Origin of the sequence: Zooshikella ganghwensis (assembly GCF_018263875.1) — a bacterium.
Lineage (GTDB): Bacteria > Pseudomonadota > Gammaproteobacteria > Pseudomonadales > Zooshikellaceae > Zooshikella > Zooshikella ganghwensis.
In genome coordinates this window covers 459,978-477,855 of sequence record NZ_JAEVHG010000001.1, presented here as the reverse complement: position 1 = coordinate 477,855, position 17,878 = coordinate 459,978, and the positions used below count along the sequence as shown (strand labels likewise).

The following is a 17,878-nucleotide window of genomic DNA, read 5'->3' as shown; positions in this document are numbered from 1 at the left end:
GTACATTACAAATGTATTGTATTTAATTCTCATGATACCAGTTTCTTAATCGTACCACTTACCTTCCACCTTACTTAGGGGCAAGGTAAACTCTACACAGCCAAAAAGAACCTTTAATCATTACTAGGGCATCATATGAGTGAACTGATTATTTATCACAACCCCCGCTGCTCAAAATCACGCGCGACATTGGCGCTTATTGAAGCCCAGGGACATACGCCAACCATAGTAGAATATTTAACAACACCGCCAACAGTGCCAGAGTTACAAGACATCATCAAAAAACTTGGCATTCATCCCCGCAATATATTGCGAACCAAAGAAGAAGAGTATAAAAGCTTAAACCTGGCTGACCAAAGTCTTAGCGATGAAGCTATTTTAGCTGCAATTACTGAGCACCCCAGATTGTTAGAGCGACCTATTGTCGTCACCAACAACCAGGCTATTATAGGGCGGCCCCCTGAAAATGTTTTACCCTTACTGGCTTCACTAACATGAGTTCGGCAAATGTTACCGCCATCAAGCACCACAGTATGAGCATAGTGACCAAAGCGTTATACATTACATTAATTCTCTATTTAATCTTGGATACCTGGCTTTTACGTCCACCTGAAGGTGTATCCTTAGTGGTTATCACGCTGGTTAAGCTGCTTCCCTTGTCTCTGTTATTCCCCGGAGTCTTTCATGGTAAGCCTCGTACCTATGCCTGGCTGTGCTTTATACTAACAATCTACTTTACCGCAGGTGTGCTCGCGACGTGGCAAACACCTGAACAATGGCAAAACTGGTTTTTAACGCTCACCAGTTCCACTATGTTTATTACCAGTATGCTATATATTCGCTGGTTTTACAGGGTCCACTAGAGGCCCTACTTATCCAAGAACCTACCCATCTTCTATCTGTAGTGTGCCACTCCTTAAACCAGCATGTGATTAAAAGCTCACTTATCCCCCTGACTCTATGTGTTTACTCCTAAGTGATCACAGACAAACATAATCATCATTGTCAGAAGAAAAGTTATACTATAACATTTTATTCATCTGGTAGATTTTCCGTTCTTAGGTAATCCCTAGTGTTAAACTGATAATGCAATGAAACCTTTCCTTAGGCGAATCAACATGCTTATCGTGGCAGGACTGGCTATATGCTATGTTATTGCCACCTGGCAAGGTCATATCCACCTCAATTCAGACCATGAGGAGAGTGGCCCGTGCTTTCTATGCCAGTTTCATAGCAATGCCGGTGTACCCGCTCAACCTGTCAAGCATCTATCATCTCAAATACACTCTACCTACACTCAATACCATGTCTTTCAGATAACTTATTCCACATTTTTTGCCTTTGTTATTCGTGCGCCACCAATGATTGCTTGTTAGCTAGCAACGCTACCTCACACACTTATTAACAACTTGATGGTTTTTCTGTAAATGACAAGTACTGACTCCCAGCGCTTGTTGTATGCAAGCGTTTTCGTAGCAGTGCATTCTTCACTAGCAACAGAGCTACCACAGGTTCAGCATCATTATTTGGAGCGCATATATATGCAAACACCATTCAAAGCTATCACTTCAGCATCACTGCTTTTTTTTCTTGCACTCCCTGCTTCAGCAGAAACACGTCAACATGGTGCCCATGAGCATGGAAGTGCCACACTCAATATTGCCTATATCGATAATACATTAGAGGTTGAACTGCTCTCCCCTGCGATGAACCTGGTAGGCTTTGAGCATATGCCTGAAAATGACGAACAGTTTAAACAACTGAATAACGCATTAGGTGAGCTTAAAAAAGCCCATCAACTCTTTGGTCTTCCTAGCACCTGTAAGCTCAAGCATATAGAGTTTGAAGGAGAGCTAGTTGAGTCACTAGCAAGCGCTTCAAAAGATAAGCATCATGAGGATGATCACCATAAGGATGACCATAATGAGCATGAGCACGAAGAGGAAGGGGGCAATCATAGTGATATTCAGGCACACTATAAATTCAGCCCCTGCAAAGATATCAAGCAATTAAATATTAGTTTACTCAAACAGTTTCCAGGTTTAGAGCATGTCAACACGCAAGTGATTACCAGCAGCCATCAAACCCAGTTGGAGTTAAATAGCAAGCAACAACGTGTTCCTCTCAACAAGTGATCCGGTAAACAGCGCTATTTAATTTAAATGATTATGCTTAGGTGTGCTGAAGTGACGCCTAAGCAAACGGAAACAAACCATGATGAGTGATGCGATTATTCAGCTGCAAGCACTACAGTTCGCCTGGAAGACAGATCAGCCCATCCTGCAAATTGATGAGCTAGTCATTAAAAAACGTCATAAGATGTTTATAAAAGGACCTAGCGGCTGTGGTAAAACCACCCTGCTGGCACTACTTGGCGGTATTCTAAAACCGCAACAAGGACAGATAAACATTCTTGGTCAAGACATCACCCAACTAAGTAATAGTCAGCGCGATCTCTTTCGGAGTGAACATATTGGCTTTATTTTCCAAATGTTTAACCTACTGCCGTATTTATCTGTCTTGGATAATATTACGCTCCCCTGCCGATTCTCTCAAAAGCGACAGCAACGTATTAAGGAGAAACAAGCAACCCCTCAGTCTGAAGCCATGCAACTCGTCGAGACTTTAGGCCTTCCCAAAGGCGTACTGTCTAAACCTGTAACTGAACTCAGTATTGGTCAGCAGCAACGCGTAGCCGCAGCACGTGCACTGATAGGTGGCCCAGAAATCATCATTGCCGATGAACCCACATCAGCATTGGATTACGATGCTCGAAAAAGCTTTTTGTCACTGTTATTTGAAGTATGTGATGCCTACCAGGCAACCCTGCTTTTTGTCAGCCATGACCCGACTTTAGAGACTTTATTTGACGATACCCTTTCTCTAATGGACATCAACAAAGCCACACCCCATCATTTTAGCCATCAAGGTGACAACCAGCAGATGAAGGAGGTGAGCTAATGACACCAACACTTAAACTGGCCTGGCAAAGCCTTCTCAACCGAAAAATAACCGCATTATTAACTGTTTTAGCAATAGCCATCAGCGTAACACTGCTACTCGGTGTTGAAAAAATTCGTACAGAAACTAAACGCAGTTTTCTTAGCACTTTATCAGGTACTGACTTAGTCATTGGCGCTAGGACAGGTCCTGTACAACTCATGTTGTATAGTGTTTTTCGCATGGGTAATGCAACCAATAACATCGACTGGAAAAGCTATCAGCATTTACAGCAACACCCGCTAGTAAAGTGGACAATCCCCCTTTCTCTTGGAGACTCGCATCAGGGATTTCGCGTCTTAGGAACAGATCAGGGTTATTTTACCCATTACCAATACGGTGACCATCAGCCGCTAAAAATCCGCCAAGGCAAAGTTTTTGCTGACATTTTTGATGCTGTCATTGGGGCTGATGTGGCAAAAAAACTGGGCTACTCCGTGGGCGAGTCGATTGTGCTGGCTCATGGTGCTGGTAAAACCAGCTTTATGAAACACTCTGATAAGCCTTTTACCGTTGTGGGTATATTGGCCCCAACAGGTACCCCCGTAGACCAAACCATTCATGTATCACTGGCAGGCATCGAAGCTATTCATTTAGGCTGGGAAAATGGTGTTCCTGCAATGGGTAAACCTCGAGTCACCGCCGAGCAAGCTCGTCAGCAGGCATTAAAACCCAAAACCATTACCGCCGCTCTGGTTGGGCTAAAAAGTAAAATAGCAACGTTTCGATTACAGCGGGAAATCAATGATTACAAAGATGAGCCATTGACAGCCGTCCTACCAGGCGTTGCTTTAGCAGAGCTATGGAGTCTTTTATCTGTCGCGGAACATGCACTGTTAATTATATCTGCGTTTGTTGTCGCTACCGGCCTTATTGGCATGTTGACATCAATTTTAATGTCTCTAAATGAACGAAGACGAGAGATGGCTATTTTGCGCTCAGTGGGGGCACGTCCAGTTCATATATTTTCACTGATGATGACAGAAGCAGGACTGCTAGCCACTATTGGCTGCGCCCTAGGTGTTAGCCTGCTTTATCTACTGATGCTGATTACTCAGCCCATTATCAGCAATTATTATGGCGTGGCCTTAGCCATTACTCCGCTTACTCACTATGAGTGGCTTCTAATCCTGATCATTATTAGCAGCGCTTTACTGATGGGGTTAATACCTGCTTGGCGTGCTTATAAAAACTCTCTAGCAGACGGAATGACAATAAGGGTTTAACTCATGTTAACAAAGCGATTAAAACACTTAGCTTTTAGCTTATTACTTATACTCCCACTAACGGCAATGGCAGACGTTAAGACGTTAGACTGGATGGACCTTATTCCTGAAGAGCTCCGCAAAGCGTATGTCGAGCAACAAGATGTTGCTACTATTGATAAGCTAACATCAACGCTACTTGAAAAGGAACAAAAGCAAACCGAAGTAAAACTCTCTGCGCCTGTCGTAATGGACTTAAACCAGAAGGATGTTCGTATTCCTGGCTATATCGTACCTTTGGATATGAGTAAAGAAGGTACCGTTAAGGAGTTCTTACTCGTACCATTCTTAGGTGCATGTATTCATGTCCCACCACCACCACCTAACCAAATCATTCATGTGACCTCAGAAAAAGCTGTCATCCAGGCTGATGCACTGTATGAGCCTTACTGGATAACCGGTAAGCTAACCATCGCACAAGTCAGTACCGATATTGCTGAAGCTAGTTATGCGCTTAAAGCTTCTCAAATTACTCTCTATACAGAAGAAGATGCTGAACAGGCTGCTGCGGCTGAAAAAGCAGAAGAAGCTAATACATCCGCTAAAAGCGAAAGCACTAAAGACAAAAGTACTGAAGGCAAAAACGGACAGGAAAAAAGCAAGTAGTGTTTTTCAATAAGAGGAAATAATCAAAACACAAGAAGGTGATCACCAATCCATCACTTGCTTAACAAAAGGAATGGTTAATTTGCGCTTGGCCCGCAAGGATGCTTTATCTAGCTGGTCAAGTGCACTAAATAACGCCTGTGTGCTACGTGGTGAGCGATATAAAATATAGCGAGCCACTTCATCACTCACGTCTAAACCACGCATATGTGCCCTGAGCTGAAGCGCTGTTACTTTTTCCTCATCCGTTAAGGGCAAAACCTGAAAGACAACCCCCCAGGAAAGACGAGAAAGTAAGTCCGGTAGATTAATTCCAATATCTTTAGGTGGCGATGACGCTGCGATTAATAATCGACGCTTTGCATCTTTCACTCGGTTGAATAAGTGAAATAATGCTTCTTCCCACTGACGATTACCTGCTACAGCCTGTAACTCATCAATACAAATCACATCCAGTGTTTCCAAACTATCCAACACCACAGGGCCGTATGGCAAAAGCTCTGCAAGCGGTAAATAAACACTCTTTAACTGATGTAAGTCTGCCTCATGACAAGCAGCCTGCAATAAGTGACTACACCCAACACCTGGCGAGCCGTAGATAAATACATAAGGTTCTGCTTGCCCATACTCCGCAGCATCAAGGGACAATGCCATTACTACAGGCTGATTCCGGCCACTGTAAAAATTAGCAAATGTCGCATCATCTCTAAGCTGTATTCCAAGAGGCAGCTGAATTGGCGAACTCATAAACACTCATTCATCAGGGGTTATGGGTTGCTGATTAGCATGATACAGTGCACTTAACGTATATATATCTTTTAAGTGTCGTAGCAGCACCATAATAACCGCAGCAATCGGCAGTGCCAGCAGCACCCCCACAAAGCCAAATAACTGACCACCAGCAAGAATGGCAAAAATCACCGCCACTGGGTGTAGACCAATCCTGTCTCCCACTAACAGAGGCGTTAGAACCATTCCTTCCAAAGCCTGTCCCACCATAAATACCACAACAACCCCAACAAAGGGTAGCCAGGTATCAAACTGGAACACGGCAGCCACCAACGCTATGCCAATACCGACAATAAAGCCCATATAGGGAACAATACTTGCCAGTCCAGCGGTTAGCCCAATAATAATGGCAAATTGTAAGCCAACAAGCCATAGGCCTGCAGCATAAATTATTCCCAAGCAGAGCATAACCACTAACTGACCTTTTAGAAAAGCGCCTAAGACTTCATCACACTCAAGCGCTAATTTAGCCACAACCGGTTCTAAGTTACGGGGTAATAACGAGCCTACTTTTGCCGTCATAACATCCCAGTCACGCAACAAGTAAAAAGTGACAACAGGAATCAAAAATAAATTTGTCAGCGCAGTAATGATAGCGACGCCAGAGTCAGTGGCTGACTTTAAGATGGGCGTAAGTAGATTACCCGCTGTTTGCCATTTAGACACAATGTGTCGGGTAACATTATTCACTTTTAAACTTTCTGGGTCGATGCCTAAGTGCTGATAGACCCAAGGAAATGCATTCTCTTCCAGCCAGGCAGCCCAAATAGGCAACTGATGAATTAATGTTTTAATCTGACCGGCTAACAGTGGAATAAAAATCAGTAAAAGAATGCCAAAAACCAAAGAAAGTACAATAAATACCGTAATTACGGCTAATGTACGAGACATGCCTTTTGCTTCAAGCCGGTCGGCAATAGGGTCACCCAAGTAGGCGAGTATCATACCCACCAAAAACGGTGACAAGATAGGTTTCAGTAAATAGATCAGAATGCCAATGAGTACTAGCATACTGAGCAAAAACCAACGCTGCGTGTAAGTCATCATGATTTACGCTTAGTTTCCTGCCTGTATTTTTGACTCCAAACCCACACATAGTCCAGTCCACTCATGACTGTCACAACAGCCACCGAAAAAATTAAAGCTACAGAAATATAGGTGGGTATTGTCAATAATGTTAGATGCATTATTGTCAGCAGGGCCAGCATAATTTGTAAAAATGTGCTTAATTTGCCAATTCTAGAAGGCTTAAATTCATATTGGCCCACAAGAAAATGATAACTTACAGCACCTGAAACAATGACTAAATCACGAACAATAACAGTAGCCGTTAGCCATAGTGGAAAGTGCCCAAGAATCGTCAGCATAATATATGCTGCCATAAGCATTAGTTTATCAGCCAAAGGGTCAACCATAGCGCCAAAACGGCTATGCCAACCGAACTTTCGCGCTAAAAAGCCATCAAGCCCATCAGATGCGGCCGCAACAATAAACAAAAGCAGCGCTAAATGATAGCGCTCAATGAGTAAGCTGTAACTGATGGGAATAATCAGCAACAGCCTGATAATAGTTAGTAAATTAGGAAGATAACGTAATGCCAAGTGTGTATCCGTCAACTTTATTACTTTACAGCTCACAGTGAACATATAAAAACAAGCTGCCATAGTTAAAGCTAGCAGCCTGTATCGCTTAAATACTTGTTTTTTCCCTTTTCACTTTTGCTTGATTTATCTGTCACTCGATTTTAAAGCGTAACCAATCATTCTGGTAAGCCTATATAAGGCAGTTTATGCTTTTTTCAAGCTTATCATGACTTTATGATGGTTAAGCTTTTTACACTTAGCCATCATACTATTTATAAATGAGAGCCTACCATCTAGGTTATTGCCCTACCCACTGATACTGTACAAAGCGATCTCCGCCTGCTTGTTGAGGCAGTATACTTAGCTTGCTCTCTCTATTTAAACGGGCTACCAGTTTTTCCTTCGTACGGTTATCCTTTAAATCAATATCAAATACAACCATCGCGCCAGATACTTTAACCAAGTGCACCGCTTTAACTTCCGTTAGGTTTTTCAGTAGCTGATTGATATCGGCAAAAGCATCTATTCCTTCAACACCATCAACCGCTAACCTAACATCATGACTCGTTGCCATAGGCACAGGCAACGTAGTAGTTGAAGCTACACTGTTATCAGTTGCTGAACCATCGTCACTATTTGTTGCAGCCGGTATTTGCCCAACATCTGTAGTGTTCGCCTTTGGCTGTTCAACATTATCTATAGCGTCACTTCCATCAGCCGTATCCTGTATATTTGAGGTATAAAAGCTAGCTGCGAGTTTAACCCCCATAGCGGCTAACTCATCCGCCGATAGCTTACTAAATGACTTACTTTTTTGGGTCTGCTCTGCCAGCAATAACCAGCGACCACTGTAGGTCTGCTCACCCTCCGCATAGACTCGTGCAGCTAATATGGCACCTGGATTGTAGCGCTGGGAAGCCGTGCGAATTGTATCTGCGTATAAACCCCACATATCCACTTCATCCAAAGCAGCAGCATCCTCCAAATCTAATAATGGCCACATTAATGGCATAGCCTTTTGCTTGGCTTCTTTGGTCAGTGCTTGTAATAAAGGATGTTGACGATCACTTTCACCAAGCTGAGTTCGCTCCCCTGATGCAGACTGAATCAGCCAAACCAATGTATTTGGTCGCTCCGTGGGTTGCCACACTGATATGCTATGATCTTTAAGTAACCGCTCTATGGCTTTTTTATCAAACTGCATAACCATTTGCTTTGCTGATACTTCAACACCATCACTCGACAGTGTTGTTTCATCCGTTGACTCAAATCCAAACTGCACAATATACATATCTGGCGTGTTAATAGCTTCAGCAATGCCTGGTATATCGGCAATACCCTCCTGACCAGAGACCTTTTGCAGAACGCGAATAAGCCCTTCTCGCATACCTTCATCTTGCTCAGCCGTTGAGCGCACCAGCACTTTCGCTTGATAAAGATCCGATGCCGCTGAAGCGGTCGTCGCCACCAACGAAATAAGTAACAAGAATGAAGTTAAAATAAATGTTAGCTGTCGTGAGAACATAGTCTTACTTTCCTTCCTGATCAGCAGGCACTTAATGCTTTACATTGGCATACCAATGGCCTTGTAACAGAAAAACCACATTAGTCGTACCTTATTTGATAACAAAACCTGGATAGGTACAAACTGCTGTGTCTAATACCTCCTGATTTAACCACTTGGCATATAACGAACGCATGATAATAGATACTGCTTTATAAACAGTTACATAGCCTGGCAAGCAAACACTTGCTAAAATACCCGCAATGTGCCGCGCAAGTTACTTAAAAGTGGTCTAATTAACAAGACAGATTGACACAACTTTAAGACAATTCGTCTTAACGCTTAATTCCAATCACACATTACCTGGGCCTTAAGCCATGACTGAACGCAGCAAACCATCGTCTTCAATGCCATCGGTTAGTTACAAGGATGCAGGCGTTGATATTGATGCAGGCAACCGCTTAGTTGAACGCATTAAACATATTGCCAGAAGAACTCATCGTCCGGAAGCCCTAGGCGGGCTTGGTGGCTTTGGCGCTTTATTTGAGTTACCCAAGGGCTACCAAGAACCCGTTTTAGTCTCTGGAACGGATGGTGTAGGAACCAAGCTACGCCTTGCGATGGAACTCAATCAGCATGACACGATAGGCATTGATCTAGTCGCCATGTGTGTCAATGACCTCATTGTCTGTGGCGCAGAACCTCTTTATTTTTTAGATTACTATGCCACTGGCCAGCTCAATGTAGATGTAGCCACCGACGTTATCGGAGGCATTGGGCGAGGTTGCGAAATTGCAGGCATTTCATTAATAGGTGGTGAAACGGCTGAAATGCCAGGTATGTACCAGGGTGATGACTACGACCTTGCAGGCTTCTGTGTAGGTATTGTGGAAAAGTCTAAGATTATTGATGGCAGTAAGGTACAGCCTGGCAATCAATTGTTGGCACTTGCCTCATCAGGACCTCACTCAAATGGCTATTCACTGATCCGCAAACTACTGAAAGACAATAAAGCTGATCTTAACCTACCACTTGGCGACTCAACCCTTGGTGCCAGCTTGCTGGCTCCCACTCAAATTTATGTGCGCTCACTGGAGATGCTTTGGCGAACTCACCCAATATTAGCAATGGCACATATTACAGGTGGTGGCTTACTTGAAAATATTCCTCGCGTCTTACCCGACAACTGCAAAGCCGTTATTGATGGCGGCAGCTGGGACTTACCTCCTGTGTTTAAATGGCTCCAACAAGCAGGCAACATCACTAGCCAAGAAATGTTAAGGACATTTAACTGTGGTATAGGTATGGTGATCTGTGTGCCTATCGATAAGGTCGAAGCCATCATTCGGTATTTAGATGCTGCCGGTGAAACAGTATGGCGTGTAGGCGAAATCCAAACAAAAGAAAAACATGATGACGCGGTAGAAGTACAAAACCTGTCGTTTTAGCCTTTCAACAGGGTTAGTGACATACCCACACTAGCCCTGCCTGGACATCCATTTGATGCTCCTACAATTGGCTCATCGCTGACAAACTTTTCTATGGACACTTTTTCTATGGATATTGTTGTATTAATTTCTGGCAATGGCAGTAACCTGCAGGCTTTAATCGATCAGCAACCTGATCACCACTACCGTATTGTCGCCGTCATTAGCAATAAGCCTGATGCCTATGGCCTACAGCGCGCACAGCAAGCCAATATTCCCACCAAAGTGATTGATCACCAACAATTCACTGACCGTAATGCCTTTGACCAGGCACTGCAAAATAACATTGATAACTTCCAGCCTGAACTTGTCGTTCTTGCAGGTTTTATGCGCATATTGACAGATAATTTTGTGCGACATTACACAGGAAGAATGATTAATATTCACCCATCATTACTGCCCAAATATCGTGGTCTGCATACTCACCAGCGCGTCATTGATGCTGGCGACACAGAGCATGGTACAACTGTACACTTTGTCACCGAAGAACTTGATGGTGGTCCAATTATTATTCAAGCTGTTATCTCAGTCACAAAAGAAGATACAGCAACTACACTTGCTCAAAAAGTACAGCAACAAGAGCACATTATTTATCCTAAAGCAGTCGCCTGGTTCTCGGAACGAAAATTAAAAATGGAACACAATAAATGTCTTCTTGATGGCGAACTTTTACCGCCACAAGGTGTTCAAATCAGACATTAGATGACAACAAAGGTTTTTTTGCCTATGAAAACGAAAGGCTTACTTGCATTAGCCGCTGGGTTGGCTTGCTTTACTCATACAGCCTATCTCAATGCTGATACGTTACAACCTTACAAAGCTACCTATGGCGCTGAAGTATCAAGTATTCCTGTTAAAGGCTCTGCAAGCCGGGAGCTAACAGTCGCCAAAGATGGCTCTTACCACCTTAGTTTTAGCGCTGACATTGTGATTGTTGATATTGCTGAGCAGTCAAGATTTAGCATTCAAGACAACTATGTCGTTCCAACCTCTTATCACTATAAACGAGGTGGGTTTGCCAAAACGAAAGAAGACAGCCTGACTTTCGATTGGAAAAATATGCAAGTGCAGAATCAGGCTGACGAAGAAGTCAAACCATTTGCGATCACTAAGCAAACCCTTGACCCTTTAAGCTACCAATTTCAGCTCAGGCTCGACTTAGCTAATGACAAAAAAGATCTCACCTATAAAGTAGCTGATGATGATGAAGTCAAAACATACTCCTTCCAGCGTCTTGGTGAGGAAATTATTGACAGTCCGCTTGGCAAATTGAAAACTGTGAAAGTGAAGCGTGTTCGCGAAAATAAAAAGCGTGAAACAACACTCTGGTTTGCAAAAGAATGGGACTATATTTTAGTACGCCTGCAACAGCTTGAAGAAAGCAAGGTTTATGATATTTACCTGCAAAAAGCATCCATTAATGGCAAACCAGTAGGTAAATAAAACCAGCCAATGAGGATGATAAATGCGTTTACTGCATACCATGCTACGTGTAGCAGATTTAGATAAGTCGATTGATTTCTATACACGTATAATGGGCATGAAGCTATTACGAAAGTCAGAAAATACTGAGTATAAATATACACTGGCCTTTGTAGGTTATCAGGACGAGGCTGATGGCGCTGTCATTGAATTAACCTACAACTGGGGCGTTGATCAGTACGATCAAGGCAGTGCTTTTGGGCATATTGCCATTGAAGTAGATGATTTATACAAAACCTGTGAGCAGATTCGTACAGCAGGTGGCGTAATCACTCGCGAACCTGGGCCAGTTAAAGGTGGTACCACTGAAATAGCTTTTGTTCGAGACCCCGACAACTATGCAATCGAACTGATTAATAGTAAACATGCTGGGCAAGGGCTTTCTGGTTAAGCCGTCAATAAAAAACCCGCTTTTCAGCGGGTTTTTTCATATCCATATTATTTACCAAATACATTCCACCTAAAGTAGAGCACGTCCTTTATTAGCGGCAATGCGCAGCCGTAATGCATTTAGCTTGATAAAACCAGCAGCATCTGCCTGATCATAAGCCCCGGCATCGTCCTCAAAAGTGGCAATTGTCTGATCAAATAAGCTCTCAGCAGACTGACGCCCGACTACAGTAACACCGCCTTTATACAACTTAAGTCGTACTTTTCCATTCACATTAACCTGAGATGCATCAATCATATCCTGCATTAATTTACGCTCAGGTGACCACCAGTAACCGTTGTATATAAGTTTCGCATAACGCGGCATCAATTCATCTTTTAAGTGAGCCACTTCCCGGTCGAGGGTAATTGATTCGATAGCCCGATGAGCACGCAACATAATGGTGCCACCAGGTGTTTCATAACAACCCCGGGACTTCATCCCCACATAGCGGTTCTCAACAATATCTGTCCGTCCTATACCATTAGCACCACCCACTTTATTTAAAAAGGTCAGTACTTCTGCTGGTGTCATTGCCTGACCATCAATGGCAACAATATCACCGCGCTGATAATCCAGCTCTAAATAAGTCGGGGTATCTGGCGCTTGCTCTGGTGCTACCGACCAACGCCACATATCGTCTTCTGGCTCTGCCCATGGGTCTTCCAACAAGCCACCTTCATACGAAATATGTAGTAAGTTTGCATCCATGGAATAAGGGGATTTACCCTTTTGCGTTTCTACCGGGATATCGTGTTTATGGCAGTAGTCCAGCAAGCTTTCCCGGGAGCTAAGATCCCAATCCCGCCAAGGGGCAATGACTTGAATCCCAGGTTTTAACGCGTAAGCCCCCAGCTCAAAGCGAACCTGATCATTCCCCTTTCCTGTTGCACCATGTGAAATAGCATCTGCCCCTGTTTCATTGGCAATTTCAACAAGGCGCTTGGCAATCAGGGGTCGAGCAATAGAAGTACCTAGCAGGTACTCTCCCTCATAAACTGTATTGGCACGGAACATGGGGAAAACAAAGTCTCGGACAAACTCTTCTCGCAAGTCATCAATATAGATTTCTTTAATACCTAGTGCTTCTGCTTTTGCGCGGGCTGGCTCAACCTCTTCACCTTGACCTAAGTCAGCGGTAAAGGTCACCACATCACATTGGTACGTGTCTTCCAGCCACTTGGCAATGACCGAGGTGTCTAATCCCCCCGAGTATGCCAAGACAACCTTATTGATGTCTTTCATTCGTTTGCTCCAAAAACTACTTGTATATTCCCAAATTACTAAAGTTATGTTCATGCCAAATGAATAATTATTCTAACGACTGTGAATTACTTCGCCTAGAGCAATAGGCACAAACACGACATTTTTTTGTGTCATTATGTAGCCAGAAATTAACAAGGGAATATAGAGGGCTATTTTTGACAGACTAACGTACCCATCCTCATTGGCTCGCTAGCGATATGGAACAGCTTCTTATAGATATTCTACTCAGCGCCTTTTTCTTCTTCTAGAATATTCGTTGCTGGCGGGACAGTTACACTTTCTGAAGGCAGTGGTTTCTTTTCAAGCCGAACGGTAGCACGACGATTTCGTGCACGATCTTTTGAGGAATTATTTTTAACAATAGGGTAACGCTCACCATGAAAACGCACTTTCATAATGTCTGATTTAACCCCGCGCGTAATTAAATATTTCTCAACCGACTCAGCCCGTTGCTTTGACAGTTCTCGGTTATCTAAACGACGCCCAATATCATCGGTATGACCATCAATATAAATCGACTGCACTTCCTGATCGGCTTTAACATAAATGGCGATATTGTTAAGCTTTTCTTTCGCCTGTTCATTTAATGTGGTTTTACCAGAATCAAACAATACAAAAGACCGCCTGATTTGATCAAAATTCACCGGTAACAGCTTCGACAAACAGCCTAAATAATCCTTATATACCTTTTGAAAATTGACATTTGATAACGCCACTGTGATGGTTTCTTTATCACTGTACCAGGCCATTCGCTCAAATGCTGGAGCCATGCCTTGCTTAAGCTGATTCAACATCCAGCTGGGTAACGGCCCTGTCATAAAAATGGCTTCTTTCCCAGGATCTACTTGTATTTCCCCCATCACCTGAGCACTTCGGTCATGTCGCCAGGAAGGTAATGACGCAACCAGCATCGCTTTACCTTTCTGTATAGGGCTTTGCCAGCTTAACAAACGAAAACCAACCCGTTCACCTGCTCGACGGCGAAAAATCGCCTCACCAAACTCAGGTATAGGGTGATAAAGATTGCACTCAAAAATAGACCCTTCCATCCGCCATTCAGAACGATCAACTGGCGCTTGATAAATAATGGCACTCACGGGGTATACCCCACAAAACATCAACACGAGACAATATTTGATTAAACCCAGAGCTTTATCAAAGATCATATGCTGCTTCTCACCCGTTACTTCTTTAAATAGCGGCTAGCAGGTGATGATCTTTAGCTTTATTCTGTGTTCAGTCCATAACAACATACAACAGTTCAAGGTAATCCAACACGTCTCTGCAAATAGGCACCCAACAAAACCTAGTAACTCCGAGTACACTTAGGTAGGATGCCCAAAGAAAATTACTTGGCAAGGCAACTTTTAATGGAACAGATGTTAACAATCACACGCCCTGATGACTGGCATATCCATTTACGTGATGGTGCGGTTTTAGCAAATACCGTAGCGGATGCAGCACGCTATTGTGGACGCGCGATTGTCATGCCTAATTTAACACCACCAGTTCAATCCATTGATGATGCTCAAGGTTACTTAACACGTATACAGCGAACAATTCCTGCCAATAGTCAATGGCAACCTCTACTCACACTATATTTGACTGACCAAACAACTCCTGCGCTTATCCAGCAAGCGGCCCAGTCAGGTATTATTTATGGCGTTAAGCTCTACCCAGCAGGCGCAACAACAAACTCTGAAGCGGGTGTGCACGATCTTACCCCGCTTTACCCAGCATTCGCAGCCATGGAAGAAGCCGGCTTACCTTTACTTGTTCATGGGGAGGTGACAGATGCTGATGTAGATATTTTCGATCGAGAGCAACGCTTTTTAGCAGAACAACTTGCCCCTCTCTGTACCAAATTTCCTAAGCTGAGCGTTGTTGTTGAACATATTACTACAACGGATGCCGTTGATTTTGTGTTAGCCCATAATAACAACGTGGCTGCAACCATTACTCCACAACACCTGCTTTATAATCGCAATCATATGCTGGTGGGAGGAATTAAACCCCACTTCTACTGCTTACCCATCTTAAAACGAAGACAGCATCAGGAACGCCTGCGGACTGTTGCAACCAGTGGTAACTCAAAATTCTTTATGGGAACAGACTCAGCCCCCCACTCCCAACAACGTAAAGAAAATGCCTGTGGCTGTGCCGGTTGCTACAGCGCATTTGCAGCACTTGAGCTTTATGCCGAAGTGTTTGAAGAAATGGGTGCACTGGATAAATTAGAAGCTTTTTCAAGCTTTAATGGTGCAGACTTTTATGGCCTAAATCGCAACACTGACACCATCACTCTAGTAAAACAGCCCTGGCAGGTTCCTGAGACGCTGGCATTCGGTAGCGACCGCGTAGTACCATTGCGCGCAGGCGAAATGATCAACTGGCGAATCCTTCCATAAGAATTAAGGCTGTAGCGTGACAAATGAAGCACCACTAAAACCTCTTATTGCAGAACGATTCCGCGGATTTTTACCCGTTGTTGTTGATGTTGAAACCGGTGGTTTTAATGCAGCAACTGATGCTTTACTCGAAATCGCGGCGGTCACACTCACCATTGATGCTACTGGACAAATGGTGCCTGAGGACACTATTGATTTTGCAATCAAGCCTTTTGCTGATGCTAATATTGAGCCAGCCGCTATTGAATTTACAGGTATAGATCCATTCTGCCCTGAACGCCAAGCCTCTGATGAGGATGAAGCTCTTAAGCAGCTTTTTAAGCGTATCCGTAAAGCCATTAAATCAGGAGGCTGTAACCGCGCTATTTTGGTTGGACATAATGCTATGTTTGACTTGAACTTTTTAAATGCAGCGGTTATTCGAAACAACCTCAAGCGTAACCCTTTTCACCCCTTTTCCAGCTTTGATACAGCAACTCTCGCAGGGCTAGCTTTTGGTCAAACAGTGCTTGCTAAAGCATGTGAAGCTGCAGACATCAGTTTTGACTCTCAAGAAGCACATTCTGCCGCCTATGACGCCAATAAAACAGCTGAGCTTTTTTGCAGTATTGTTAACCGTTGGCAAGCTTTGGGTGGTTGGCCAGTTAACGCTTTAAAATGATTATTACCCCCCTAGGGTCTGTTAACACTTAAAAAGCAAAAAACCCTGCAAAAGCAGGGTTTTTTCTAGCAGCAAAGCTACTTAAATAAGCGTTAAGTAAGGCTTAAAAACCTTACAGCTGCTCAGCATTCTCAGCGAGATATTTCGCTACACCTTGAGGAGAAGCTTGCATACCTTTTTCGCCTTTTTTCCAACCTGCTGGACAAACTTCACCGTGCTCTTCGTGGAACTGTAACGCATCAACCAAACGCACCAGTTCATCAACGTTACGGCCTAAAGGCAAGTCATTCACCAGCTGAGAGCGAACAACACCTTCCTTATCAATTAAGAAAGCACCACGGAAGGCTACTCCACCGGCAGACTCAACATCAAATGCTTTAGCGATTTCGTGAGTCATATCTGCAACCAGTGTGTACTTAACTGGACCAATACCACCTTCACTAACAGGCGTGTTACGCCAAGCGTTGTGTGAAAAGTGAGAGTCGATAGAGACACCAATCACTTCAACATTACGCTCTTTGAAAGCATCCATACGGTGATCAAGTGCAATCAACTCTGAAGGACATACAAAAGTAAAGTCCAGTGGATAAAAGAAAACGAGCGCATACTTCCCTTTAGTTGCTTCAGAAAAGTTATATTGCTCAACAATCTCACCGTTGCCTAATACAGCTGGAGCTGTAAAGTCTGGAGCACGCTTACTTACTAGAACGCCCATTTATATTCTCCACATGTCGTTTGTTTTATATATGGCTGCTGATCGTAGAATAGATAAGCGATTATCCCTACCATCAGCCTGAAATAAAGCAAGATAAAAATACTTAATCTGTCTTGCTAATGTAAAACTACATTGTTGGAACTAATAATACACCTCAGTAGGTTGCAAGCCTACTGCCTTTCCGATTGAATTTTTTTTACATAATCATAGAAAAAATCTATTAGAAAGTGCTTTAATCTTGAACAAAGCACCTGATTGACAATCATTATCATTCGCACTACTATCAGTACAAAGATATAATCTTCTTAGTAGGCGCAGCACTATGTACATTTGTTTATGCAAAAATGTTAAATGCCATGAAATAAGGCAGTGCGTTCACGAAGGTGCTGATAACCTGCGAGAAGTCAGTCAATGCTTAGGTGTAGCCACACAGTGTGGCAAGTGTGCAAAAGATGCCAAGCAAATCGTCAAAGAAGCTAAGCAAGAACGGCAGCAGCTTTTAGAGTTTTTGCCCGCTTAACCTATAGCTTTTTTTCAGTGTTAAAAACAACCTCTCTTCAAAAGGTGCTCTATCAGTGCACTTTTTCTTATTATTATTCTCCCCCTCCTACTGCTCATAAGAATGGGTATTCAAACCACAAACGCAGAACGTAATGATAGTAATTAGCATTAGCAAAAACTC

The 17,878-nt window shown here is 43.3% G+C and carries 20 protein-coding genes; 13 read left to right on the top strand and 7 right to left on the bottom strand.

The genetic code is table 11. The annotated features are described in order from the left end of the window. Positions 1 to 135: 135 nt before the first annotated feature. The 6 genes from arsC (at position 136) to KHS79_RS02055 (ending at position 4,871) form a co-directional block, all read left to right on the top strand. Complete coding sequence (gene arsC / locus KHS79_RS02080) at positions 136 to 498, top strand: arsenate reductase (glutaredoxin) (protein ID WP_212716249.1); 363 nt, start codon at positions 136 to 138, stop codon at positions 496 to 498. Next, a complete protein-coding gene (locus tag KHS79_RS02075; protein WP_212716247.1) occupies positions 495 to 863 on the top strand; it encodes a DUF2069 domain-containing protein in 369 nt (122 codons plus the stop codon). The genes arsC and KHS79_RS02075 overlap by 4 nt, the downstream gene beginning before the upstream one ends. 564 nt (positions 864 to 1,427) lie before the next feature. After that, positions 1,428 to 2,135, top strand: a complete 708-nt coding sequence (locus KHS79_RS02070; RefSeq protein WP_212716245.1) for a ZrgA family zinc uptake protein — start codon at positions 1,428 to 1,430, stop codon at positions 2,133 to 2,135. A 79-nt stretch (positions 2,136 to 2,214) separates the two neighbouring features. Then, on the top strand, positions 2,215 to 2,961 hold the full coding sequence (locus KHS79_RS02065) for an ABC transporter ATP-binding protein (RefSeq protein WP_094786462.1): 747 nt from the start codon (positions 2,215 to 2,217) through the stop codon (positions 2,959 to 2,961). After that, positions 2,961 to 4,226 carry an ABC transporter permease gene (locus KHS79_RS02060; protein ID WP_212716243.1) on the top strand — a complete coding sequence of 422 codons (1,266 nt, stop codon included), beginning with the start codon at positions 2,961 to 2,963 and terminating at the stop codon, positions 4,224 to 4,226. The genes KHS79_RS02065 and KHS79_RS02060 overlap by 1 nt, the downstream gene beginning before the upstream one ends. 3 nt (positions 4,227 to 4,229) lie before the next feature. Next, complete coding sequence (locus KHS79_RS02055; protein WP_212716241.1) at positions 4,230 to 4,871, top strand: DUF3299 domain-containing protein; 642 nt, start codon at positions 4,230 to 4,232, stop codon at positions 4,869 to 4,871. A gap of 42 nt (positions 4,872 to 4,913) precedes the next feature. On the opposite strand, the gene hda is transcribed toward KHS79_RS02055, so the two are convergent. From hda to KHS79_RS02035, 4 genes are all read right to left on the bottom strand, one after another. Continuing rightward, a complete protein-coding gene (gene hda / locus KHS79_RS02050) occupies positions 4,914 to 5,618 on the bottom strand; it encodes a DnaA regulatory inactivator Hda (RefSeq protein WP_027706551.1) in 705 nt (234 codons plus the stop codon). Between the two features lie 6 nt (positions 5,619 to 5,624). Next, positions 5,625 to 6,707, bottom strand: coding sequence for an AI-2E family transporter (locus KHS79_RS02045; RefSeq protein ID WP_233468160.1), 1,083 nt, complete (start codon positions 6,705 to 6,707; stop codon positions 5,625 to 5,627). Beyond that, on the bottom strand, positions 6,704 to 7,276 hold the full coding sequence (locus KHS79_RS02040; protein WP_233468159.1) for a CDP-alcohol phosphatidyltransferase family protein: 573 nt from the start codon (positions 7,274 to 7,276) through the stop codon (positions 6,704 to 6,706). The genes KHS79_RS02045 and KHS79_RS02040 overlap by 4 nt, the downstream gene beginning before the upstream one ends. A gap of 265 nt (positions 7,277 to 7,541) precedes the next feature. Beyond that, positions 7,542 to 8,768 carry a DUF2066 domain-containing protein gene (locus KHS79_RS02035; protein WP_212716239.1) on the bottom strand — a complete coding sequence of 409 codons (1,227 nt, stop codon included), beginning with the start codon at positions 8,766 to 8,768 and terminating at the stop codon, positions 7,542 to 7,544. A 356-nt stretch (positions 8,769 to 9,124) separates the two neighbouring features. Here KHS79_RS02035 and purM point away from each other — a divergent pair, with 356 nt between their 5' ends. The 4 genes from purM (at position 9,125) to gloA (ending at position 12,107) form a co-directional block, all read left to right on the top strand. Beyond that, complete coding sequence (purM, locus tag KHS79_RS02030; RefSeq protein ID WP_094786458.1) at positions 9,125 to 10,195, top strand: phosphoribosylformylglycinamidine cyclo-ligase; 1,071 nt, start codon at positions 9,125 to 9,127, stop codon at positions 10,193 to 10,195. A gap of 108 nt (positions 10,196 to 10,303) precedes the next feature. After that, on the top strand, positions 10,304 to 10,936 hold the full coding sequence (gene purN, locus KHS79_RS02025; protein ID WP_212716237.1) for a phosphoribosylglycinamide formyltransferase: 633 nt from the start codon (positions 10,304 to 10,306) through the stop codon (positions 10,934 to 10,936). A gap of 24 nt (positions 10,937 to 10,960) precedes the next feature. Continuing rightward, complete coding sequence (locus KHS79_RS02020) at positions 10,961 to 11,677, top strand: DUF3108 domain-containing protein (RefSeq protein WP_165773304.1); 717 nt, start codon at positions 10,961 to 10,963, stop codon at positions 11,675 to 11,677. Between the two features lie 22 nt (positions 11,678 to 11,699). Continuing rightward, the gene (gloA, locus tag KHS79_RS02015; RefSeq protein WP_027706557.1) at positions 11,700 to 12,107 is read left to right on the top strand and encodes a lactoylglutathione lyase; all 408 of its coding nucleotides are present in this window, start codon (positions 11,700 to 11,702) and stop codon (positions 12,105 to 12,107) included. A 69-nt stretch (positions 12,108 to 12,176) separates the two neighbouring features. Here the strand turns inward: gloA and KHS79_RS02010 are convergent, their stop codons facing one another. Next, a complete protein-coding gene (locus KHS79_RS02010; protein ID WP_212716235.1) occupies positions 12,177 to 13,391 on the bottom strand; it encodes an argininosuccinate synthase in 1,215 nt (404 codons plus the stop codon). Positions 13,392 to 13,633: 242 nt separating this feature from the next. After that, entirely contained in the window at positions 13,634 to 14,509 is an 876-nt protein-coding gene (locus KHS79_RS02005) for an OmpA family protein (protein ID WP_212716233.1), read from the bottom strand. A 273-nt stretch (positions 14,510 to 14,782) separates the two neighbouring features. On the opposite strand from KHS79_RS02005, the gene pyrC reads away from it, so the two are divergent. Both pyrC and rnt read left to right on the top strand, forming a co-directional pair. Continuing rightward, positions 14,783 to 15,820 (top strand): dihydroorotase, encoded by a 1,038-nt coding sequence (gene pyrC / locus KHS79_RS02000; protein WP_212716231.1) that lies wholly within the window; start codon positions 14,783 to 14,785, stop codon positions 15,818 to 15,820. Between the two features lie 16 nt (positions 15,821 to 15,836). After that, positions 15,837 to 16,481 carry a ribonuclease T gene (gene rnt, locus KHS79_RS01995; RefSeq protein ID WP_027706560.1) on the top strand — a complete coding sequence of 215 codons (645 nt, stop codon included), beginning with the start codon at positions 15,837 to 15,839 and terminating at the stop codon, positions 16,479 to 16,481. 112 nt (positions 16,482 to 16,593) lie between these two features. Here rnt and KHS79_RS01990 read toward each other — a convergent pair whose 3' ends face one another. Next, positions 16,594 to 17,196, bottom strand: coding sequence for a peroxiredoxin (locus KHS79_RS01990; RefSeq protein ID WP_027706561.1), 603 nt, complete (start codon positions 17,194 to 17,196; stop codon positions 16,594 to 16,596). A 322-nt stretch (positions 17,197 to 17,518) separates the two neighbouring features. Between KHS79_RS01990 and KHS79_RS01985 the strand changes: the two genes are divergently transcribed. After that, positions 17,519 to 17,716, top strand: a complete 198-nt coding sequence (locus KHS79_RS01985; protein WP_027706562.1) for a (2Fe-2S)-binding protein — start codon at positions 17,519 to 17,521, stop codon at positions 17,714 to 17,716. The last annotated feature ends 162 nt before the right edge of the window (positions 17,717 to 17,878 follow it).

Bases quoted from the DNA above. Each gene is read 5' to 3' on its own strand.
- KHS79_RS02065 (WP_094786462.1), top strand. From the start codon at position 2,215: ATGATGAGTGATGCGATTATTCAGCTGCAAGCACTACAGTTCGCCTGG.
- KHS79_RS02010 (WP_212716235.1), bottom strand. From the start codon at position 13,391: ATGAAAGACATCAATAAGGTTGTCTTGGCATACTCGGGGGGATTAGAC.
- KHS79_RS02055 (WP_212716241.1), top strand. From the start codon at position 4,230: ATGTTAACAAAGCGATTAAAACACTTAGCTTTTAGCTTATTACTTATA.
- KHS79_RS02020 (WP_165773304.1), top strand. From the start codon at position 10,961: ATGAAAACGAAAGGCTTACTTGCATTAGCCGCTGGGTTGGCTTGCTTT.
- KHS79_RS02045 (WP_233468160.1), bottom strand. From the start codon at position 6,707: ATGATGACTTACACGCAGCGTTGGTTTTTGCTCAGTATGCTAGTACTC.
- KHS79_RS01990 (WP_027706561.1), bottom strand. From the start codon at position 17,196: ATGGGCGTTCTAGTAAGTAAGCGTGCTCCAGACTTTACAGCTCCAGCT.
- gloA (WP_027706557.1), top strand. From the start codon at position 11,700: ATGCGTTTACTGCATACCATGCTACGTGTAGCAGATTTAGATAAGTCG.
- hda (WP_027706551.1), bottom strand. From the start codon at position 5,618: ATGAGTTCGCCAATTCAGCTGCCTCTTGGAATACAGCTTAGAGATGAT.
- pyrC (WP_212716231.1), top strand. From the start codon at position 14,783: ATGGAACAGATGTTAACAATCACACGCCCTGATGACTGGCATATCCAT.
- purN (WP_212716237.1), top strand. From the start codon at position 10,304: ATGGATATTGTTGTATTAATTTCTGGCAATGGCAGTAACCTGCAGGCT.
- KHS79_RS02060 (WP_212716243.1), top strand. From the start codon at position 2,961: ATGACACCAACACTTAAACTGGCCTGGCAAAGCCTTCTCAACCGAAAA.
- KHS79_RS01985 (WP_027706562.1), top strand. From the start codon at position 17,519: ATGTACATTTGTTTATGCAAAAATGTTAAATGCCATGAAATAAGGCAG.
- KHS79_RS02035 (WP_212716239.1), bottom strand. From the start codon at position 8,768: ATGTTCTCACGACAGCTAACATTTATTTTAACTTCATTCTTGTTACTT.
- purM (WP_094786458.1), top strand. From the start codon at position 9,125: ATGACTGAACGCAGCAAACCATCGTCTTCAATGCCATCGGTTAGTTAC.
- KHS79_RS02070 (WP_212716245.1), top strand. From the start codon at position 1,428: ATGACAAGTACTGACTCCCAGCGCTTGTTGTATGCAAGCGTTTTCGTA.
- KHS79_RS02075 (WP_212716247.1), top strand. From the start codon at position 495: ATGAGTTCGGCAAATGTTACCGCCATCAAGCACCACAGTATGAGCATA.
- arsC (WP_212716249.1), top strand. From the start codon at position 136: ATGAGTGAACTGATTATTTATCACAACCCCCGCTGCTCAAAATCACGC.